12 protein-coding genes are annotated in these 20,676 nt (G+C 63.7%); 5 read left to right on the top strand and 7 right to left on the bottom strand.

What is annotated here, in order from left to right:
* Positions 1 to 32: 32 nt before the first annotated feature.
* Both dinB and ACYVNQ_RS10435 read left to right on the top strand, forming a co-directional pair.
* The gene (gene dinB / locus ACYVNQ_RS10440) at positions 33 to 1,265 is read left to right on the top strand and encodes a DNA polymerase IV (RefSeq protein WP_460902405.1); all 1,233 of its coding nucleotides are present in this window, start codon (positions 33 to 35) and stop codon (positions 1,263 to 1,265) included.
* Between the two features lie 274 nt (positions 1,266 to 1,539).
* Positions 1,540 to 2,835, top strand: a complete 1,296-nt coding sequence (locus tag ACYVNQ_RS10435; RefSeq protein WP_460902404.1) for an amidohydrolase family protein — start codon at positions 1,540 to 1,542, stop codon at positions 2,833 to 2,835.
* A gap of 66 nt (positions 2,836 to 2,901) precedes the next feature.
* On the opposite strand, the gene ACYVNQ_RS10430 is transcribed toward ACYVNQ_RS10435, so the two are convergent.
* From ACYVNQ_RS10430 to fixL, 6 genes are all read right to left on the bottom strand, one after another.
* Complete coding sequence (locus ACYVNQ_RS10430; protein WP_460902403.1) at positions 2,902 to 5,004, bottom strand: M3 family metallopeptidase; 2,103 nt, start codon at positions 5,002 to 5,004, stop codon at positions 2,902 to 2,904.
* A gap of 420 nt (positions 5,005 to 5,424) precedes the next feature.
* Positions 5,425 to 6,282, bottom strand: a complete 858-nt coding sequence (folD, locus tag ACYVNQ_RS10425; protein ID WP_460902402.1) for a bifunctional methylenetetrahydrofolate dehydrogenase/methenyltetrahydrofolate cyclohydrolase FolD — start codon at positions 6,280 to 6,282, stop codon at positions 5,425 to 5,427.
* 300 nt (positions 6,283 to 6,582) lie between these two features.
* Positions 6,583 to 7,683 (bottom strand): DUF2950 domain-containing protein, encoded by a 1,101-nt coding sequence (locus ACYVNQ_RS10420; protein WP_460902401.1) that lies wholly within the window; start codon positions 7,681 to 7,683, stop codon positions 6,583 to 6,585.
* A 21-nt stretch (positions 7,684 to 7,704) separates the two neighbouring features.
* Positions 7,705 to 9,048 (bottom strand): DUF3300 domain-containing protein, encoded by a 1,344-nt coding sequence (locus ACYVNQ_RS10415; protein WP_460902400.1) that lies wholly within the window; start codon positions 9,046 to 9,048, stop codon positions 7,705 to 7,707.
* A gap of 551 nt (positions 9,049 to 9,599) precedes the next feature.
* A complete protein-coding gene (gene fixJ, locus ACYVNQ_RS10410; RefSeq protein ID WP_460902399.1) occupies positions 9,600 to 10,244 on the bottom strand; it encodes an oxygen response regulator transcription factor FixJ in 645 nt (214 codons plus the stop codon).
* Entirely contained in the window at positions 10,241 to 12,757 is a 2,517-nt protein-coding gene (gene fixL / locus ACYVNQ_RS10405; RefSeq protein ID WP_460902398.1) for an oxygen sensor histidine kinase FixL, read from the bottom strand. Before fixL ends, fixJ begins: the two co-directional genes overlap by 4 nt.
* Before the next feature lie 273 nt (positions 12,758 to 13,030).
* Between fixL and aceE the strand changes: the two genes are divergently transcribed.
* The 3 genes from aceE (at position 13,031) to lpdA (ending at position 19,463) form a co-directional block, all read left to right on the top strand.
* Positions 13,031 to 15,730 carry a pyruvate dehydrogenase (acetyl-transferring), homodimeric type gene (gene aceE, locus ACYVNQ_RS10400; RefSeq protein ID WP_460902397.1) on the top strand — a complete coding sequence of 900 codons (2,700 nt, stop codon included), beginning with the start codon at positions 13,031 to 13,033 and terminating at the stop codon, positions 15,728 to 15,730.
* Positions 15,731 to 15,811: 81 nt separating this feature from the next.
* Positions 15,812 to 17,494 (top strand): dihydrolipoyllysine-residue acetyltransferase, encoded by a 1,683-nt coding sequence (gene aceF / locus ACYVNQ_RS10395; protein WP_460902396.1) that lies wholly within the window; start codon positions 15,812 to 15,814, stop codon positions 17,492 to 17,494.
* Between the two features lie 175 nt (positions 17,495 to 17,669).
* Positions 17,670 to 19,463, top strand: coding sequence for a dihydrolipoyl dehydrogenase (lpdA, locus tag ACYVNQ_RS10390; RefSeq protein ID WP_460902395.1), 1,794 nt, complete (start codon positions 17,670 to 17,672; stop codon positions 19,461 to 19,463).
* A 397-nt stretch (positions 19,464 to 19,860) separates the two neighbouring features.
* On the opposite strand, the gene ACYVNQ_RS10385 is transcribed toward lpdA, so the two are convergent.
* Entirely contained in the window at positions 19,861 to 20,445 is a 585-nt protein-coding gene (locus tag ACYVNQ_RS10385; RefSeq protein ID WP_460902394.1) for a phasin family protein, read from the bottom strand.
* Positions 20,446 to 20,676 lie beyond the last annotated feature (231 nt).

The following is a 20,676-nucleotide window of genomic DNA, read 5'->3' as shown; positions in this document are numbered from 1 at the left end:
CGTTCGGCCAGGTTGAAAAGAGTACTGTATTTTTGTACAGTATCAACACTTTGAACCCGTCCGAAGTTTCTCCGCCGTCTACCGGGTCTTTTGCACCTGCCGCGTCGCGTGTCCGCAAGATCATTCATTGCGACTGCGATTGCTTCTACGCGTCGGTCGAAATGCGCGACGATCCGTCGCTGCGCGGGCGGCCGCTGGCGGTCGGCGGGCGGCCCGAGCAGCGTGGCGTGGTCGCCACCTGCAATTACGAGGCGCGGCGCTTTGGCGTGCATTCGGCGTTGTCGTCGGCGTTGGCGCTGCGCAAGTGCCCGGATCTGCTGATCATTCCGCCGACCATGGAGAAGTACCGTATCGCGTCGCGGCAGATCATGGCGATCTATCGCGACTACACGGCGGAGGTCGAACCGCTGTCGCTCGACGAGGCCTACCTCGACGTTACCCACACCGACCGCTGCAAAGGCAGCGCGACGCTGATGGCGAGCGAGATCCGCGAGCGCGTGCGCGAGACCGTCGGCGTCACGGTGTCGGCGGGGGTTGCACCGAACAAGTTCGTCGCGAAGATCGCGTCAGACTGGAACAAGCCGGATGGCCTGTATGTCGTGCGGCCACACGAGGTGGATGCGTTTGTCGCGGCGCTGCCGGTGCGCAAGATTTTCGGGGTCGGCAAGGTCACGGCCGCGAAGCTGGAAAAGCTCGGGCTGTCGACCTGCGCGCAATTGCGCGAGTGGCCGCTGGTCGAGTTGCACCGGCAGTTCGGCGTGTTCGGCAAGCGGCTTTACGAGCTGTCGCGCGGCTTCGATGAACGGCCGGTGCGCTCGCATCAGGAGCGCAAGTCGATCAGCGTCGAGACGACTTACGTTACCGATCTGCGTACGCTCGAAGCCTGTGCGGAGGAGTTGACGCGGCTCACGGAGCAGCTCGATGCGCGTATCGAGCGTGCGCAGGCGGCCGCGGAAGTGCGCAAGCTGTTTGTGAAGATCCGCTTTGCGGACTTTCAGCGCACGACGGTCGAGTGCGTCGGCACAGTGACGCATCTGCCGACGCTGCTTGCGCTGCTGGAAAAAGGCTTCGTGCGGCGCAACCGGGCGGTGCGGCTGCTGGGTGTCGGCGTGCGGCTCGACGAAGATCGTGTGGCGAGGCGTGGCCAGTTCGATCTGTTCGAGCATGAAGATGCGCACGACGACGAACCGCCGGACGAGATTGTCGATGCGGATGCTGTGGATGTTGATGTTGTCGATCGCGCGGCGCCGGCGGGCTCGATGTAGCGTGGGTAGTGGCAAGCGTTCTGCATATGGCGCGGCCTGACGTGGCGCGGCGGCAGCGGCGAGTGGTGAGGGTGAGGGTGAGGGTGAGGGTGAGGGTGAGGGTGGCGATTGAGAGTGCGAGGGCGGCGTAGCGGTCACAGCGACGGGTAACTTGCGCCATGCCGTATTCGCGCCGCAGACATTGCCTGCACGACAACGCGGCCGCACGGCGCTTTTCACGCGCTTTATTTTCATCGATAGAATCGATGGCACATCGACAACCGCGGGGACTTCAATGGACTTGATCATCCGGCGTGCCGCACTTGCACGCAGCGTCGCGCGCACGGGCGCTGCGCACGAGCTTGTCGACATCGGCATTGAAGGCACCCGCATCGTCGCAGTCGAACCGCATCTCGCCGCACCGGCGCGCGAAGAAATCGATGCCGACGGCTCGCTCGTCACGCCGTCGTTCGTCGATGCGCACTTCCATATGGACGCGACGCTGTCGTACGGGTTGCCGCGCGTCAATGCGTCGGGCACGCTGCTCGAAGGCATTGCGCTGTGGGGTGAACTCAAACCGGACCTCACCCAGCAGGCACTGGTCGAGCGCGCCCTGCAATACTGCGACTGGGCGGTTGCGCGCGGTCTGCTGGCGATTCGCACGCACGTCGATGTGTGCGACGAGCGTTTGCTCGCCGTCGAGGCATTGCTCGAAGTGAAGCGCCGCGTCGCGCCTTATCTCGATCTGCAGCTGGTCGCCTTTCCGCAAGACGGTTTGCTGCGTAGTGCCGGCGCGTTCGACAATCTGAAGCGGGCGATCGAACTGGGCGTCGACGTGGTGGGCGGCATTCCGCATTTCGAGCGCACGATGGCCGACGGCGCTGAATCGGTACGGCTGCTGTGCGAATTCGCTGCGCAAAAAGGCCTGCGCGTCGACATGCATTGCGACGAATCCGACGATCCGCTATCGCGTCACATCGAGACGCTCGCCGCGCAAACGCATCGGCTCGGCTTGCAAGGTCGCGTCGCCGGCTCGCATCTGACATCGATGCATTCGATGGACAACTACTACGTCAGCAAGCTGCTGCCGTTGATGCGCGAAGCGGGCGTCGCGGCCATCGCGAATCCGTTGATCAACATTACGTTGCAGGGCAGGTCGGACACGTATCCGAAGCGGCGCGGCATGACGCGCGTGCCGGAACTGATGGCCGCTGGCATCGACGTCGCATTCGGCCACGATTGCGTGATGGACCCGTGGTATAGCCTCGGCTCCGGCGACATGCTGGAGGTCGCGCATATGGGGCTGCACGTCGCGCAGATGACCGGCATCGACGCGATGCGTGCGTGCTTCGATGCGGTGACGGTGAATGCGGCGCGTATTCTCGGGCTCGACGGTTACGGTATCGCGCCGGGCAGCGCGGCGAATTGCGTGGTGCTCGATGCACGCGATGAAGTGGAGGCGATTCGCTTGCGGGCGGCGCGGCTTGCGGTGGTGAGTCGCGGCAAGGTTGTGAGCCGGTCGCCGGCGGCGCGTGCGGCGTTATCGCTCGAAGGGCGGCCGGCGCAGGTGGATTTCAAGCTGCATCGGTAACGCAGCTCACCCATGCAAAGCGCCCCGCACACATAACCTGTGTGCGGGGCGCCGACGGCCAGTCACTCAATGCGCAGTGGGCTGTGCCATCCCGTTATGCCGCAGCAGCGCGTCGATGTTCGGCTCGCGTCCGCGGAATGCCTTGAACGATTCCATCGCGGGCCGGCTGCCGCCCACTTCGAGAATCTCCTTGCGATAGCGCGTCCCCGTGCCCGCATCGAGCACGCTGCCGTTGGCTGCCTGTGCGGCTTCTTCGAACGCTGCATAAGCGTCCGCGGACAGCACTTCCGCCCACTTGTAGCTGTAGTAACCCGCCGCGTAACCGCCCGCGAAAATATGGCTGAACGTATTCGGCCAGCGCGAGAATGCCGCCTGCGGAATCACGTGAAACTGCTCGTTGATCTCGCGTGCGACGTCGTTTGCCGGCTTTGCCGCGGCGGCGTCGAAGTCGACGTGCAGCTTCATGTCGAACATCGAGAACACGATCTGCCGCAGTGTGCCGAGGCCGCTCTGGAAATTCTTCGCGGCGAGCATCTTGTCGAACAGATCGCGCGGCAGCGTCGCGGCAGTATCGACGTGCGACGTCATGTCGCGCAGCACGTCCCACTCCCAGCAGAAGTTTTCCATGAACTGCGACGGCAGCTCGACCGCATCCCATTCGACGCCGTTGATACCCGACACGCCCAGTTCGTCGACGCGCGTCAGCATGTGATGCAGCCCGTGGCCAAACTCATGGAACAGCGTGATCACTTCGTCGTGCGTGAAGCAGGCCGGCTTGCCGCCGACCGGCGCCGAGAAATTGCAGGTGAGGTACGCAACCGGCGTTTGCACCGGGCCTTGCACCGGCTTGCGGCGCGTGCGCGCGTCGTCCATCCATGCGCCGCCGCGCTTGCCTTCGCGCGCATACAGGTCGAGGTAGAACTGCGCGACGAGCCCGCCGTCCGAATTCTCGACACGGAAGAAGCGAACTTCCGGATGCCAGACCTCCGCTTCGTCGCGCCGGATGCGCACGCCGAACAGCGTCTCGGTGACCTTGAACAGGCCTTTGAGCACCGCGTCTTCCGGGAAGTATTGCTTGACCTCGTTTTCCGAGAACGAATAGCGCTTCTGACGCAGACGCTCGGCGGCAAACGCCATGTCCCACGGCTGCAGGTCGGTGATGCCCAGTTCGCCGGTGGCGAATTCGCGCAGTTCCTTCCAGTCGGTTTCGGCGTGCGGACGGGCGCGCGTGGCCAGGTCTTCGAGGAAGGCCATCACCTGGGCAGGCGATTCGGCCATCTTCGGTGCCAGCGATACCTCGGCGAAGTTCTGGTAGCCCAGCATCTTCGCTTCTTCGGCGCGCAGCTTCAGATGCTCGGCGATGTTCGCGGTGTTGTCCCAGTCGGCATTGCCGTTGCCATATTGCGGCCCGAGCTCGGACGCGCGCGTCACGTAGGCACGGTACATCGTCTCGCGCATCGGGCGGTGCTCCGCGTATTGCATCACCGGGAAGTAGGACGGGAAATGCAGCGTGAATTTCCAGCCGCTCTTGCCTTCGCGCTCGGCGGCTTCGCGGGCCGCGGCGATCACGTCTTCGGGCAGGCCGGCGAGGCTTGCTTCGTCTTCCGCGACGTACGCGTACGCGTTGGTCGCATCGAGCACGTGATCCGAAAACGCCTTCGACAACGCGGCCTGGTGCTCCTGCAATTCGGCGAAGCGCGGCTTCTGGTCTTCCGGCAATTCGGCGCCCGACAGACGGAAATCGCGCAATGCGTTCTGCAGGATCTTCTTGCGCTCGCTGGTCAGCGCGGCGAAGTCTTCGCTTGCGGCGAGCGCCTTGTACTTGTCGTAGAGCGCCAGGTTCTGGCCGACGCTGGCCCAGAACTCGGTCACGCGCGGCAGGTTTTCGCCATATGCGGCGCGCAGTTCAGGCGTATCGGCTACGGCATTCAGATGACCGGCTACGCCCCAGGCGCGCGACAGCGGCTCGGTCGCACGTTCGACCGGCTCGACGACATCGGCCCACGACGCTGGCGTGGCAGGCTCGCTCGCCCGTTCGACGGCTGCGCTGGCGTTGGCCAGCAGCACATCGAGAGCGGGTGTCACGTGTTCGGGGCGGATCTCGCCGAAGCGCGGCAGATCGGTGAAGTCGAGGAGCGGGTTGTCGGATGTCGGTCGAGGTGTGGACATAGTGCTTCCTGTCTGTCGCGTCATAAAGGAAAGGCGGGAGGCCGCCTGCGGGCGCGTGCATCGCACCCCGTTATTCGACAATGGGGACGGCTGCGCGGTTTCCAATCCGTCACGCGAGCTTTTGCGGAAAATTAACCAACACTGCCGCCGGGCTTATCCAGGCCGGGCCAATCCTGGCCGGACCAAAACCCAAGCATACGCATGTTTGCATTGCAGCGTGGCAGTGGCGCCGCTGTGCTGCGTGCGGTGCGCCACTATCGGAAAGATTCGGGGCGAGGCTTGTGGGTGGGTGTGCTGGACGGTGTGGGGTAGCGGCAGATCGTCGTGGCGCGCGTTCGGATCGATGGTGCTGGCGACGGATCGCGTGATGCGCCGCCGCCGCGTCTCACGACCCGACGACACGCGTCGCTCACGTGCTGCTCAAGCCCCGCCCGCCGCCCGTTCAGCCGCTTCGAGCGTATTGACCAGCAGCATCGTGATCGTCATCGGCCCGACGCCGCCCGGCACCGGCGTCAGATAGCCGGCCACTTCCCTCACGCCGGCAAAGTCGACGTCGCCGCACAGCTTGCCGGCTTCGTCGCGGTTCATGCCGACGTCGATCACGGCCGCGCCCGGCTTCACCATCGGCGCGCTCAGGATGTTGCGCAGGCCGGTCGCGACCACCACCACGTCGGCGTCGAGCGTATGCGCGGCGAGGTTGCGCGTCTTGCTGTGGCAGATCGTCACCGTGGCGCCGGCATCGAGCAGCATCAGCGCCATCGGCTTGCCGACGATGTTCGAGCGGCCGATCACCACTGCATTCGCGCCCTTCAGCGCAATGCCGTACGCGTCGAACATTTTCATGATGCCGTACGGCGTGCACGGCCTGAAGAGCGGCTTGCCGGTCATCAGCGCGCCGGCATTGGCGATGTGGAAACCGTCGACGTCTTTCTCCGGTGCGATCGCTTCGATCACCTTGTGGCTGTCGATATGCGCAGGCAGCGGCAACTGCACGAGGATGCCGTGGATCTTCGGATCGCGGTTCAGGGCGTCGATGCGCGCGAGCAGGTCGGCTTCGGAGAGGCTCGACGGGTAGCGGTCGTAGGTCGAGTGCAGGCCGTTGTCCTGGCAGGCCTTGACCTTGTTGCGAACGTAGACTTCGCTTGCCGGATTGTCGCCGACCAGCACCACCGCGAGCCCCGGCTGGTGGCCGCGGGCGGTGAGGGCGGCGGCGCGCGAGGCAACCTCGGCGCGCAGGGTCTTCGAAAGGGCGGTGCCGTCGATCAATTGGGCTGTCATGGTCGGTCGAGTGTGGGCAGTTGGAATGCGGGCGGCGAGCAACGAAGGCGTGCGACGGCGCGTCTTCGCGGCTTCGTGTCTTTCGGTGGTGTGGGGGCGGCGAGGCGGCAGCGCGGCGGCGATTGCGTTGCGACACGCCTCGCACCGTGTGCGCTGTAACGCTGGCACGCGGCCGTCACCAGATTCAGCGCGGAGCCGACCCGAAAGACGCGCGGCGCAGAAACTGCGCCGCGTTCGAAAGCACGCATTATACCGTCGCGCGCTGGCTCGCCGCGCCTGCTGCGCGCCGCGAGCCAGCCGTCACGGCTGTGCGGGTTGCCACGAAGGATCGGGGTCGAACGCACGGATCGCATCGACGGTTTTCGCGGTGCGCGGCCCCAGGTCTTTCTGGAACACCTTGCCGTCCTGGTTGACGATAAAGCTCATCACCCCCGTCTTGCCATACTCGGCCGGCCATGCAACCAGGCCGAAGCCTTTCTTCAGCACGCCGTCGTCCAGATAGCTCGCCTTGCCGCCGTTCGCATGCTCGCCCTGACTCGTCAGGATCCGGTAGTGGTAGCCGTGATACGCCTCGCCTGGCGCGATATGACGCTGCATCGTCGCGGCAAGCGGCCCGAGCGGGCTCTGCGCTTCACCGGGCGCGCTGTCCCAGTAGAGCCCGTCGTGCTGGCCCGGCGAACTGATGAACTTCTGCGCGTAGCGCTGCGTCAGGTTGCGGTAGTCGTTCTGCGCATCGACGTAGGCCTGCGCGGTCAGGATCGCCGAGCGTTCGTTGCGGCCGATGCGGCGTGTCAGCATCTCGTCGCCCGCGGCGGGGGTGTCGAAGCGCCAGCCTTGCGCGGTTTTCTCGAGCGGTATCGGCAGCGTCCAGCCGTCGTTGCCGACTTCGATGTGCGCACTCGGACGGCCGCCGCGTGGCGTGGCGTCGTCGACGATCCGATGGCCTTTCGCCCATTCGCCGAGGAACGCATAGATGTCGTCCTGGCCGATGTCGGTGGTCGGAATGAAGGTCGGATAGCGGCTGCCGAGCACGTGCTTCATCGCTTCGTGGTCGTTGGCTGCGAGCGCGTTGACGAAGGCATTGGCCGCGGCATCGGGCGTCGGGTAGGCCGCTTGCGCGTATGCTGCGCTGGCGCCGCATACGCCGGCCAGCAACGTGGCCGCGACGGCAAGCGCGCGAAACGCGTGGCGTGCTGTGCCGGATAGTTCGGCGGCCGGGCGAGTGATGCGTGATGCGTGTGCGATGTGTGCGATGCGTGCGATGTGTCCGCCGTGTGCGTCGTGCGATGCGACATCCTCGATGCTGCGGGCTCCACAGGCCGCCGTCGGCACAATGTGGCTGTTTGCGTCAGCAAAGGTTTCAGTGGCACAGCGCGCGCGTTTCACAAGAGTGCGAGTCATGATGGGCTCCTTGTCGATTGATCAGCGGCCGCGGCCGAAATGGCGTCCGCCGCCACCACCGCCGCCGCCGAATCCGCCGGCCCGTCCGCCGCCTTCGAAGCCGCCGCGCTGCGCGCCTCCACCCTGAAAGCCGCCGCCGCGCTGTCCGCCGCCATCCGCGCCGAGCCGCCCGGCGCTTCCTTGCTGGCCGCCGCCGCCCGCGCCCAGCCGGCCACCGCTGTTATTCGCGAACGACTCGCGGCTCGCCTGGCCGCGCTGCAGATCCTGGCGTGACGTTCTGCCATCACCCGAGCCGCGCAGCGCGTTATCGCGATTGACGTTCTGCGCGTTGTTGCGCAGGTCGCCCCGGCTCGTGCCGCCGCTGCGGATGTCCTGCAGCCGCTGGTTCGCCGTGCCGCCCAGATTTTGTCCGGTGCGGTTCTGCAAGGTCTGCTCCGCCTGCGCCCGCGATGCATCGCGGCCACGGTACGCATCGCGTTGCGCGCTGAGGTTCGCATTGTTGAGGTTCGTGTTGTTGCGGTTCAGATTCGTGCGGTTGATGCTCTCGTTGCGATTCCAGTTGGCCGTCGTGCTATTCGCGTTGATCCGGTTATTGACGTTGACGTTGTTATAACGATTGACGTTGATATTCACGTCGTGCGTGTTCCAGTTGAAGCCGCCCCACAACGAGTTGGCGACCGCCACGCCGGCGCCGAACGCCAGCCCGGTGGCAAACCCTGTTGCGATTGCGTAGCCCGGTGGCGGCGGCACGTAGACCGGCGGATACGCAGGGTACGGCCACGCGCCGTACACGACCGTTGGGTTATAGGTCGGCACGTACACGACCTGCGGGCTGGTTGGCACGATCTGGATCGTGCTTTGCTCGACGATCACCTTTTGCTGTTCGGTCGTCTTCAGATTGCCGGCCTGTTGCGCCTGCTTGCGTAGCCGCTGCACCGAATCCATCACGTCGTTCGGCTGCGCGAGAAACGCATTGCCCAATTGCGTCACCCAATCGGGCTTCGACGCCATCGTCGCGAGCACCTGCGGGAACGCCACCAGCGATTGCACGCTCGGGTCCCATGGCTGCGACGAGACCGCCTGCACGGCTGCGTCGCCCTGTTTCTGCGGGTTGGCCTTGATCCATTGCGCCGCTTCCTGCACCTGCTGCGGGAACGTGGCCGCCATCAGCACCTGCGCGAGCAGCGCGTCGGGATACAGCGCAATCGGTGCTGTCAGCGAATCGAGTTGCTGGTTCGATACTTTCGCCGGGGCCGCGCTCTGCGCGAGCGCGGCCGGCGGCGCGATCGGCCCGGCCAGGATCGGCACGCCCGCAAGCGCGGCGCAGACGATCAGCACACGGTGACGTGTTGGAGAGCGTTTCATGTTCGGATCCTCTTTGCTGCAAGGTGGACGTAGCGTGCGGTAACGCCGGTACAGCTGACGTCGCGCGCGAACGGGGCGATTGAGCCGCCGCAAGAAAACGGGGAGGGGCAAGGCATGGCGGCGTGACGCCGGACAGTCATGAGGCAATCCTGAGCGGTGGTGATACTTAAAATTAGGGGGCGGGCGGGATGCTGTCAATCTGTACGGCACCAAGTTTTACGTTTGGTGATTTATGCGATAGCGGGTACGGCAGGTGCGCGATCGGGTAAGCGGGGAGGTGGGTGGTGATTCATCGCGCATGTTTGCCGATCGTCGCAATCAGCGTGCAGGCTATGTTTGGATAGCTAACGATCGTTAACTGGCGGCAGCTATCGCGCGTGGCGCAGGCGAGCGAGTTCGCTCAAACCGTTCTTCGGGCCCGTTGCCCGGGCGATAACGGAGCGCTATTCGGGGAGGGGAAAGCGGCGAGAAAACGCGGGAAAAACGGCTATAAAAAAGCGGGCCATTGCGGCCCGCTCATCACAACACAGCATGTGCCCGCGACGTAGCCGTTACTGCGCCTGTTGCGGCTTGTTCGACAGCGCGAGGCGCAGCAGATCGGCCACCGTGTTGACGTTCAGCTTTTCCATGATGTTCGCGCGGTGCGCTTCGACGGTCTTGATGCTGATGCCGAGATCGTCGGCAATCTGCTTGTTCAGCCGCCCCGCGATGATCCGCTCGAGCACCTGATGCTCGCGTGCCGTCAGCTTGCCGAGGCGTTCAGCCGCGGCCCGCTGCTGCTGCACGCTGGTGCTTTCGCTGCGCGCCTTGTCGAGCATCCGCTCGACCAGCCTGCGCAGTTCGGCTTCGTCGAACGGTTTTTCGATGAAATCCATCGCGCCTTTCTTCATCGTCGACACCGCCATCGGCACGTCGCCGTGGCCCGTCACGAAGATGATCGGCAGCGCCGCGTTGTCGGCGATCAGCCGCTCCTGCAGTTCAAGCCCGCTCATGCCGGACATCCGCACGTCGAGGATCAGACACGCGATCTGCCCCGGATGCTGGTGCGGCTGCCACGCCTCGATGAACTGCTCCGCGCTGGAGAAGCATTGGACGCGATAACCGTTCGCTTCCAGTAGCCAGCGCAGCGAGTCTCGCACCGCCTCGTCGTCATCGACGACAAACACGGTTTCCTGTGTGGTGACTGGGGTGTTCATAGCTCTCCCGTAACGGTTTGTGGTGTCCGCGCCTCGCGCCCGCCGTTGCTCGGGCCGTCAGGCTCGCCTATAGGCAGACTGCAATGAAAAGTGGCGCCCGTGATGTGGCCGTCGGCTTCGACGTTGTTGACCACCCACAAGCGCCCTCGATGAGACTCGATGATCGAACGGCAGATATTCAGGCCCATCCCCATGCCGTCCGACTTGGTGCTGTAGAACGGCTCGAACAGATGTTCGGCGGTTGCTTCGTCGACGCCCGGGCCCTGGTCGACCACGCTGATACAGACGTTGCCCGCGTCGAGTCGCGCGACCAGACGGATAACCGGGTCGACTGCGTCCGGGTGAGCGTCGTGCATCGCTTCGGCGGCGTTTTTCAGCAGGTTGACCAGCACCTGTTCGATCAGCACCGGGTCGACATAAATGACCGGCAGCCGCGAGCGGGTCTCGGTCACGATGCGAATGCGGCGCTTGCGGGCCTCGATTTCGGCGAGCCCGACCGCGTCCGCGACGATGTCGGAGACACGGGTGGCCTGGCGTTTCGGTTCGCTGCGTTTCACGAATTCGCGGATCCGCTTGATGATCATGCCGGCGCGTACCGCTTGCTGGGCGGTCTTCTCGAGCACGGGCAGCAGGTTGTCGGGCGTCGTCCGACCAGATTTAACCAGCGCCACCGTTCCAGAGCAATAGTTATTGATGGCCGCGAGCGGCTGGTTCAACTCATGCGCGAGCGACGATGCCATTTCGCCCATCGTCATCAGGCGGCTGGTGAACTGCAACTTCTCGTCCTGCTGGCGGGCGAGTTCCTGCGCCTGCTTGCGGGTGGTGATGTCGGTGGCGATCTGCATCTGCGCGAGGTGGCCGTCGACCCACTGGATGTACTGGCGTCGCACTTCGAACCACTTCTGTATGCCTTCTACATAAACTTCCTGCGCGTCGGCGGTGCTTTCGGTCAGCGCGGCGGCTGGGAGGCCCGCGTAGGTGTCGACCATGTCGATCGAATCGGACGACGCCGAGTTGCTGTCGAAGCCGCCGCCGCCCGCGAGTTCGAGGTGGCCGTCCGGGCGGATGCCGAACAGGTGCCGGTAATAGCGGTTCGCAAACAGCAGTTCGGCTTCGTCGGCGGCCAGCACCGACACGGCCGCGTCGAGGCTTTCGAGCACGGTGGTGAAGCGTTCGTGCGCAGCGGCGAGTTCTTCGCGCGCGCGCTTCGGCTCGGTGATGTCGGTCATCGACGACATCCAGCCGGTCTGCCGGCCCGAACTGTCGATCAGCGGCGATACGTACAGACGCGCGTGGAACAGCGAGCCGTCCTTGCGCCGTACACGCAGCTCGAAGCCCGACGAAGGCGCCTTGCCGCGCAATGTCATGTCGACCTGGCGCTGCATTTCCGGGTAGGCGTCGCGCGGCCAGTAAGGGAAGGGCGCGGTCTTGCCGACCAGGTCGATTTCATCCCAGCCGGTCATCCGGCAGAACGCCGGGTTCACGTGTGTGATGCGGCCGTGCATGTCGAGCACGCGCATGCCGATCAGCACCGAGTTTTCCATCGCGCGGCGGAAGAACGCTTCCGCATACAGCGCCTGCTGCGCCTCGAAGCGCTGCCGCGTGTGCTTCCACAGGCTCCACAAGCTCCACAGCACGAAGCACGACAGCCCGGCCACCAGCCACACCAGCGTGTTGTTGGTGAAGTTGGTCATCTGCGGGTACGCATAGACGCGTACCGAAATGCCCTGGCCCGGTGGATCGAGCGGCAGATCGTAGAACGCGTCGCGCGGCAGGCGCGGGCGCGTGGAGGTGGTGGCCAGCTCGCGGTTGTTGATGTCGACGATCGAGATCTTGTACTTGGCGGACAACTCCGGCGGGATGTCGCGCTTCAGCATGCCTTCGACCGAGAACACCGCGGCGATATTGCCGAGGAACTCGCGGTCGCGGTACACCGGGGTTTGCAGCGTCAGAAAGCCGTTGCCGACGTCGTCGTACATCAGCGACGAGTAGACCTGGCGGCGCGTCGTGCGCGCTTCGGCGAAGGCCGCTTTCACGGCTTCGTCCATTTGCTGGTCGTTCGGCTTCGCGAGCCGCTGGCCGAGCACCGGCAGCGGCGTGTTCGGCCAGCGCGGCTGCAGTTCGGGCGTATACCAGTTCATGTAGAGGATCTCGGGATGCCCCTGCATGATGTCGGCGGTCGAAACCTGGAAAGAGTGCGGATCCGCACGCCCGGTGACGAGATCGCGTGACAGCGCCTGGATCTGTTCCTGCGCGCCTGTCATGGACAGGCGGATCTGCTGCTGCGCCCACGCCACATTGCGATATAGCGTGTCTTCCTGCTGCTGCTGTTCGCGGCGGTTCAGGCTCCACAAAATCAGGCTCATGACGATCAGAAATACGAGGATCGACAGCAGCGGCGTGAGCAAATAGGAATTGGACCACCATGGTCCATGGTGCCAGCGGGACGGCGACGTGTCCGCCGGCGAACCGGAGGGCCGCGCCGAGCGAGCAAAAAGCCGATCGGTCAACATGGCTCGCATTGTAGCGCAGCAGGTCCGCACGAAATGACGCAGAAAAGCGTGAAAGCTACGTTAATGGGAGCAAACTAGCCGACGTATCAGCAGATAGGGAGTCAATTCAGGGTGCGCCGCAACAATTTTCCGCATTATGAGAAAGCATCTCGCAATTCGAAAATTTTGTTGCGCGGACGATCGGGGCATCATTAAAATCGCCCGGAGTTGCCGCGGCCGTGCTTCGTCCGCGTCGTCCGATCAAGAGCGTTCCTCTATACCCAGGAGACGAGCATGTCCGCTGTACCCGACGAAGTCCTGAAATACGTCGCCGCCGCCAAAGACGACGGCGATCCGCAAGAAACGGCCGAATGGCTCGAAGCGCTGGATGGCGTGATTTCTGCGGTCGGCCCGGACCGCGCGCACTACCTGATCGAAAAGCAGATCGAATTCGCCCGTGTGCACGGCGAACATCTGCCGTTCTCGGCCAATACCCCGTATATCAATACGATCCCGGTTGCCAACCAGGCGAAGAACCCCGGCGACCAGGACGTCGAACACCGCATCCGCTCGTACACCCGCTGGAATGCCATGGCGATGGTGCTGCGCGCCGGCAAGGACACCAACGTGGGCGGCCATATCGCGTCGTTCGCTTCGGCGGCCACGCTGTATGACGTCGGCTTCAACCATTTCTGGCATGCGCCGTCGCCCGAGCATGGCGGCGACCTCGTGTTCGTGCAGGGTCACTCGTCGCCGGGTGTCTACTCGCGCGCGTTCCTGCTAGGCCGCCTGTCGGAAAAGCAGGTCGACAACTTCCGCCAGGAAGTGGGCGGCGAGGGCATCTCGTCGTATCCGCACCCGTGGCTGATGCCGGACTTCTGGCAGTTCCCGACCGTGTCGATGGGTCTCGGCCCGATCATGGCGATCTATCAGGCGCGCTTCATGAAGTACCTGCACGCGCGCGGCATTGCGAAGACCCAGGGCCGCAAGGTGTGGGCATTCCTCGGCGACGGCGAAACCGACGAACCGGAATCGCTCGGCGCGATCGGCATGGCTGGCCGCGAGCGGCTGGACAACCTCGTGTTCGTGATCAACTGCAATCTGCAGCGCCTCGATGGACCGGTGCGCGGCAACGGCAAGATCATCCAGGAACTCGAAAGCGAATTCCGCGGCGCCGGCTGGAACGTGATTAAGGTGGTGTGGGGCAGCCGCTGGGACGCGCTGTTCGTGCGCGACCGCTCCGGCGCGCTGATGCGCCGCATGATGGAAGTGGTCGACGGCGAGTATCAGACCTACAAGTCGGAATCGGGCGCCTACGTGCGCGAGCACTTCTTCAATACGCCGGAACTGAAGGCGCTGGTCGCCGACTGGTCCGATGACGACATCTGGAATCTGAACCGCGGCGGTCACGATCCGCACAAGATCTACGCGGCGTACAAGGCGGCTTCGGAAACGAAGGGCCAGCCGACCGTGATTCTCGCCAAGACCATCAAGGGCTACGGGATGGGCGAAGCCGGTCAGGCGATGAACATCACGCACCAGCAGAAGAAGATGCAGGTCGAGGCGCTGAAGAACTTCCGCGACCAGTTCCGTCTGCCGATCTCGGACGACGAGATCGTCAATGTGCCGTATCTGAAGTTCGAAGAAGGCTCGAAGGAACTCGAGTACATGCGCGCGCGCCGCCAGGAACTGGGTGGTTACCTGCCGCAGCGCCGCCAGAAGGCGGAGTCGCTGCCGGTGCCGGAACTGGCCGTGTTCGAGCCGCTGCTGAAGGGCACCGGCGAAGGTCGCGAAATCTCGACCACGATGGCCTTCGTGCGGATCCTGAACATCCTGCTGAAGGACAAGGCGCTCGGCAAGCGCGTCGTGCCGATCGTGCCGGATGAGTCGCGTACGTTCGGTATGGAAGGCCTGTTCCGCCAGATCGGTATCTGGAATCAGGACGGCCAGAAGTATGTGCCGGAAGATTCCGACCAGCTGATGTTCTACAAGGAATCGGAAACCGGCCAGATCCTGCAGGAAGGGATCAACGAAGCAGGTGGTATGTCGGACTGGATCGCGGCTGCGACGTCGTACTCGACGCACAACGAGATCATGATCCCGTTCTACATCTACTACTCGATGTTCGGGTTCCAGCGGATCGGCGATCTGGCGTGGGCGGCCGGCGACATGCGCTCGCGCGGCTTCCTGCTGGGCGGCACCGCGGGCCGTACGACGCTGAACGGCGAAGGCCTGCAGCACGAAGACGGCCACTCGCTGCTGTGGGCGGCGTCGATTCCGAACTGCATCAGCTACGACCCGACCTTCGGCTACGAGCTGGCGGTGATCATCCAGGACGGTCTGCGCCGCATGGTGCAGGAGCAGGAAGACGTCTATTACTACCTGACCGTGATGAACGAGAACTACGAGCACCCGGCGATGCCGCAGGGTGACAACGTAGCGTCGGACATCATCAAGGGCATGTACTCGCTGCGTAAGGCCGAGGCTGACGCCAAGGCACCGCGCGTGCAACTGATGGGCGCAGGCACGATCCTGAACGAAGTGATCGCCGCCGCCGCGCTGCTGAAGAGCGACTGGGGCGTCGCCGCCGATCTGTGGAGCGTGCCGAGCTTCACCGAACTCGCGCGCGAAGGCCACGAAGTGCAGCGCCAGAACCTGCTGAATCCGACCGCAGAAAAGAATCTGTCGCATGTCGAGAAGCTGCTGAAGGATGCGAAGGGCCCGGTGATCGCGTCGACCGATTACGTGCGCGCGCTGACCGAGCAGATCCGTGCCTTCGTGCCGCAACGTTTCGTGGTGCTCGGCACCGATGGTTACGGCCGTTCGGATACGCGCGAACGTCTGCGTCACTTCTTCGAAGTCGACCGTTACTGGGTCACCGTGGCAGCGCTGAATGCGCTGGCCGATGAGGGTACGATTGAGCGCAAGGTCGTCGCTGACGCGCTGAAAAAGTACAACCTCGACCCGTCCAAACCCAACCCGATGACCGTCTAAATCGTCGCCCCCCGGCGACGTCGCGCGCACTCCGTTCTCGATGCCGGACGGAGTGCGCTCGGCCCTGGAGACACACAACAAATGAGCCAAGCGATCGAAGTCAAGGTGCCGGACATCGGCGATTACAAGGACATTCCTGTAATCGAGGTGCTGGTGAAGGCGGGTGATACCGTCGAGAAGGAACAGTCCCTGGTCACGCTGGAGTCGGACAAGGCGACCATGGATGTGCCGAGCCCCGTCTCGGGCACGGTGAAGGAAGTGAAGGTGAAGCTTGGCGATACGGTGTCGGAAGGCACGCTGATCGTGTTGCTCGACGGTGAAGGTGCGGCGGCCGCGAAGCCGGCCGACAAGCCTGCCGATAAGCCGGCCGACAAGCCGGCGCAAGCGGCTGCAGCGCCGGCCGCTGCTCCTGCAGCGCAGCAAGCGCCTGCTGGCGGTGGCGGCGTGCAGGAAGTCAAGGTGCCGGACATCGGCGATTACAAGGACATTCCTGTTATCGAAGTGCTGGTGAAGGTGGGCGATACGGTCGAGAAGGAACAGTCGCTCGTCACGCTCGAGTCGGACAAGGCCACCATGGACGTGCCGAGCTCCGTCGCGGGCACGGTGAAAGAAGTGAAGGTGAAGCTTGGCGACACGGTTTCGGAAGGCACGGTGATCGTGCTGGTCGAAGGCGCAGGCGCTGCTGCGCCGGCTGCGGCAGCAGCAGCTCCCGCGCCCGCTGCGCAAAAGCCGGCTGAAGCGCCGTCCGATGCGCCGCAAAAGGCAGCGCCGGCTCCGGCCGCGCCGTCGGCACTGGCCCAGGCGCCGGTGATTCCGGCCGGCGAAGGCGGTGCATACAAGGCGAGCCATGCGTCCCCGTCGGTGCGCAAGTTCGCGCGCGAACTGGGTGTGGACGTCGGGCGTGTGAAGGGCACCGGTCCTAAAGGACGCATCACGCAGGAAGACGTCACCGCGTTCGTGAAGGGCGTGATGACCGGCCAGCATGCAGCACCGGCCGCAGCGGGCGCACCGGCTGCCGCAGGCGGCGGCGAACTCAACCTGCTGCCGTGGCCGAAGGTCGACTTTACGAAGTTCGGTCCGATCGATTCGAAGCCGCTGTCGCGCATCAAGAAAATCTCGGGCGCGAACCTGCATCGCAACTGGGTGATGATCCCGCACGTCACGAACAACGACGAAGCCGACATCACCGAGCTCGAAGCGTTGCGCGTGCAACTGAACAAGGAGCACGAGAAGGCCGGCGTCAAGTTCACGATGCTCGCGTTCGTGATCAAGGCCGTGGTTGCCGGCTTGAAGAAATTCCCGATCTTCAACACCAGCCTCGACGGCGACAATCTCGTCTACAAGCAGTACTTCCATATCGGCTTCGCGGCCGATACGCCGAACGGTCTGGTCGTGCCGGTGATCCGCGATGCGGACAAGAAGGGTCTCGCCGATATCGCGAAGGAAATGGCCGAACTGTCGAAGCTCGCGCGCGACGGCAAGCTCAAGCCCGACCAGATGCAGGGCGGCTCGTTCTCGATCTCGTCGCTGGGCGGCATCGGCGGCACGACGTTTACGCCGCTCATCAATGCGCCTGAAGTAGCAATCCTCGGCCTGTCGCGCAGCGTCATGAAGCCGGTGTGGGACGGCAAGCAGTTTGTGCCGCGCCTGACGATGCCGCTGTCGCTGTCGTATGACCATCGCGTGATCGATGGTGCCGAAGCAGCGCGCTTCAACGCGTATCTGAGCGCGATTCTGGGCGATTTCCGGCGCGTCATTCTTTGATTTTCGCGAAGGCGCAGGGCGCGGGTGCGCGTCCTTGTCGCGGTCCGGGCCTGCGTTTGTTTGTCGGCCGGTCAGCGTCGTTCCGTTACGGAGCGGCGCCTGTTTTTCGGCTACAGGTCCGGTGGCGCTGCGCCGCGATTTCTGATCAACACGGCAATAACAGAAGGGGACACTTATGAGTCTCGTCGAAGTAAAGGTGCCGGACATCGGCGACTTCAAGGACGTCGATGTCATCGAAGTCAACATCAAGCCGGGCGACGTCATCGAAAAAGAACAGGCGCTGATGACGCTCGAGTCGGACAAGGCATCGATCGAAGTGCCGAGCGATGCCGCAGGGACCGTCAAGGAAGTGCGCGTGAAGCCGGGCGACAAGGTGTCGCAAGGCACGGTGATCGCGCTGGTGGAGGCGTCGGGTGAAGCTGCGGCCGCGCCGGCGAAGGACGAGCCGAAGGCTGCTGCCAAGGCGCCTGAGAAAGCGCCGGAACCGGCGAAGGCTGCCGCGCCTGCTCCCGCGCAAGCCGCCGCGCCTGCTCAAGCCGGCAGCTTCTCCGGCAAGGCCGATATCGAATGCGACATGCTCGTGCTCGGTTCGGGCCCGGGCGGTTACTCGGCTGCGTTCCGCGCGGCCGACCTCGGCATGAAGACGGTGCTGGTCGAGCGTTATGCGACGCTCGGCGGCGTGTGTCTGAACGTCGGCTGTATTCCGTCGAAGGCGCTCTTGCACACCGCGCTGGTGATCGACGAAGCCGCTGCGCTCGGCGCGCATGGCATCTCGTTCAGCAAGCCGCAAATCGATCTCGACAAGCTACGCGACTTCAAGTCGGGCGTCGTCAAGAAGCTGACCGGTGGTCTCGCCGGCATGGCGAAGGCGCGCAAGGTTGAAGTGGTGACCGGCGTCGGCGCGTTCGTCGATCCGCATCATATGGAAGTGCAGGTCGACGGCGGCAAGAAGGTCGTCAAGTTCAAGCACGCGATCATCGCTGCCGGCTCGGAGGCCGTGAAGCTGCCGTTCATTCCGGAAGATCCGCGCGTGATCGATTCGACTGGCGCGCTCGAACTGCGTCAGATTCCGCAGCGCATGCTGGTGATCGGCGGCGGCATCATCGGTCTTGAAATGGCTACCGTCTATTCGACCCTCGGCGCGCAGATCGATGTGGTCGAAATGCTCGACGGCCTGATGATGGGCGCGGACCGCGACCTCGTGAAGGTGTGGGACAAGTTCAACAGCAAGCGTTTTGCCAACGTGATGCTGAAGACCAAGACCACGGCAGCGCAGGCGAAAGACGACGGCATCTACGTGTCGTTCGAAGGCGAAAAGGCGCCGGCCGAGCCGCAGCGTTACGATCTTGTGCTGGTAGCGGTGGGTCGCACGCCGAATGGCAAGAAGATCGGTGCGGACAAGGCCGGCGTGGCCGTGACGGACCGTGGCTTTATCGAAGTCGACAAGCAGATGCGCACCAACGTGCCGCACATTTACGCAATCGGCGATATCGTCGGTCAGCCGATGCTGGCGCATAAGGCAGTGCATGAAGGGCACGTCGCAGCCGAAGCGGCGCATGGCGAGAAGGCGTACTTCGACGCGCTGCAGATTCCGTCGGTGGCTTACACCGATCCGGAAGTGGCGTGGGCCGGCAAGACCGAAGACCAGTGCAAGGCCGAAGGGATCAAGTACGGCAAGGCGGTGTTCCCGTGGGCCGCTTCGGGCCGCGCGATCGCCAATGGCCGCGACGAAGGCTTCACCAAGCTGATTTTCGACGAAGAAACGCATCGCGTGATCGGCGGCGGCATCGTCGGTCTGAATGCGGGCGATCTGATCAGCGAAGTGTGTCTCGCGATCGAAATGGGCGCGGACGCAACCGATATCGGCAAAACGATTCACCCGCATCCGACGCTCGGCGAATCGGTCGGCATGGCTGCGGAACTGTACGAAGGTGTGTGTACGGATCTGCCGCCGCAGCGCAAGAAGTAAACTCTCTGCAGCTCTCAGGCTGCGCAATGCGACGATGCGTTGCGCCAGCCTTGCCTCGCTGCAAACGAAAATGTCGCGCCTTGCTAGATGCAAGGCGCGACATTTTTTATGGGCGCGGGGCAAAAAAATCCCGGCCGCGAGGCCGGGGGAAACGATACGCTGTTTAACGTATCGGAGCGTCTGGCCGCGCAGTGGACTCTGCGCGACGCTGTTGCAGTGTGCCGTCAGCGAAACCTGATGCTGGCGACAACGCCGGCGAAGTCATACTGCAGACCTTGCCGGCACAGATTTGAAGCCCGATGCGTTGAAACCTGAATCGAAACCTTTACACGGTGCGCCGATGCGGCGCGCGGCAACCGGATCAGTGACCTGACCGGCTGCCGCGGCGCAACACAACTTAGGCGGTTGCCTTCTTGGTAGCCGTTGCCGAGCGCGACACTTGCGCGGCAGCTTGCGAAGCGGCCTTCGAAGCAGCGGTAGCGGCTGCGTTGAAGTTGCTTTCAGCGATTTCGACGGCTTGCTTCGTAGCCTTGTGAACCGTTTCGTACGTCGTGTTGGCGGCGGTGATAGCCGATTTGATCACGGCGACAGCGGTTTCCGAGCCAGCCGGTGCGTTCTTCGCGACGTTCTCGACGAGCGCTTGCACCTTGCGGTTCTGCTCTTCGTACTGAGCTTCCGCAACGCGTGCGAATTCGGCTTGCGTGGCCGACGCGATTTCATACAGATGACGGCCGTACGACAGAACCTTCTCGGCCACCGGCTGCGACAGGCTCGCTTGCAGCGCGAGGAGTTCCTGTGCGTCTTTCACCGACAGTGCACGGTGTGCGTTTTCCTGGCTTTCCGCGAGCGTCGACTTGACGACTTGCAGGTTCAGCTCAACCAGCTTTTCGACGCCTTCGAACGCCTTGTTCGTGAGACCGAAGAGAGCTTCGAGGTTGGCCTTTTGGGCTGCAGCGAATTGCTCGGGGGTAAGCAGAGTCATGTTTACGCTCCTGAAGTACCGATCCGTCTGACGCGGACCGAGTTGGGTTAAGTGCTAGACCGGCAGGTCATTGTTGAGAAGGGTGCACGCGGATCATGACGTTTCATGCATTGTGCGTCGCAACAATGGGTTCCATTTTAGGACAGCGCGGAATGAAGTCAAGTACTTTTTGTGCGTCGCACAATCACGACAAAATATTGAGAAAACAATACGTTATGAAGCATTTATGGA

The organism is Paraburkholderia jirisanensis, from assembly GCF_054782355.1.
The sequence above is the reverse complement of the archived record's forward strand: the minus strand, read 5'-3'. Positions and strand labels throughout refer to the sequence as shown.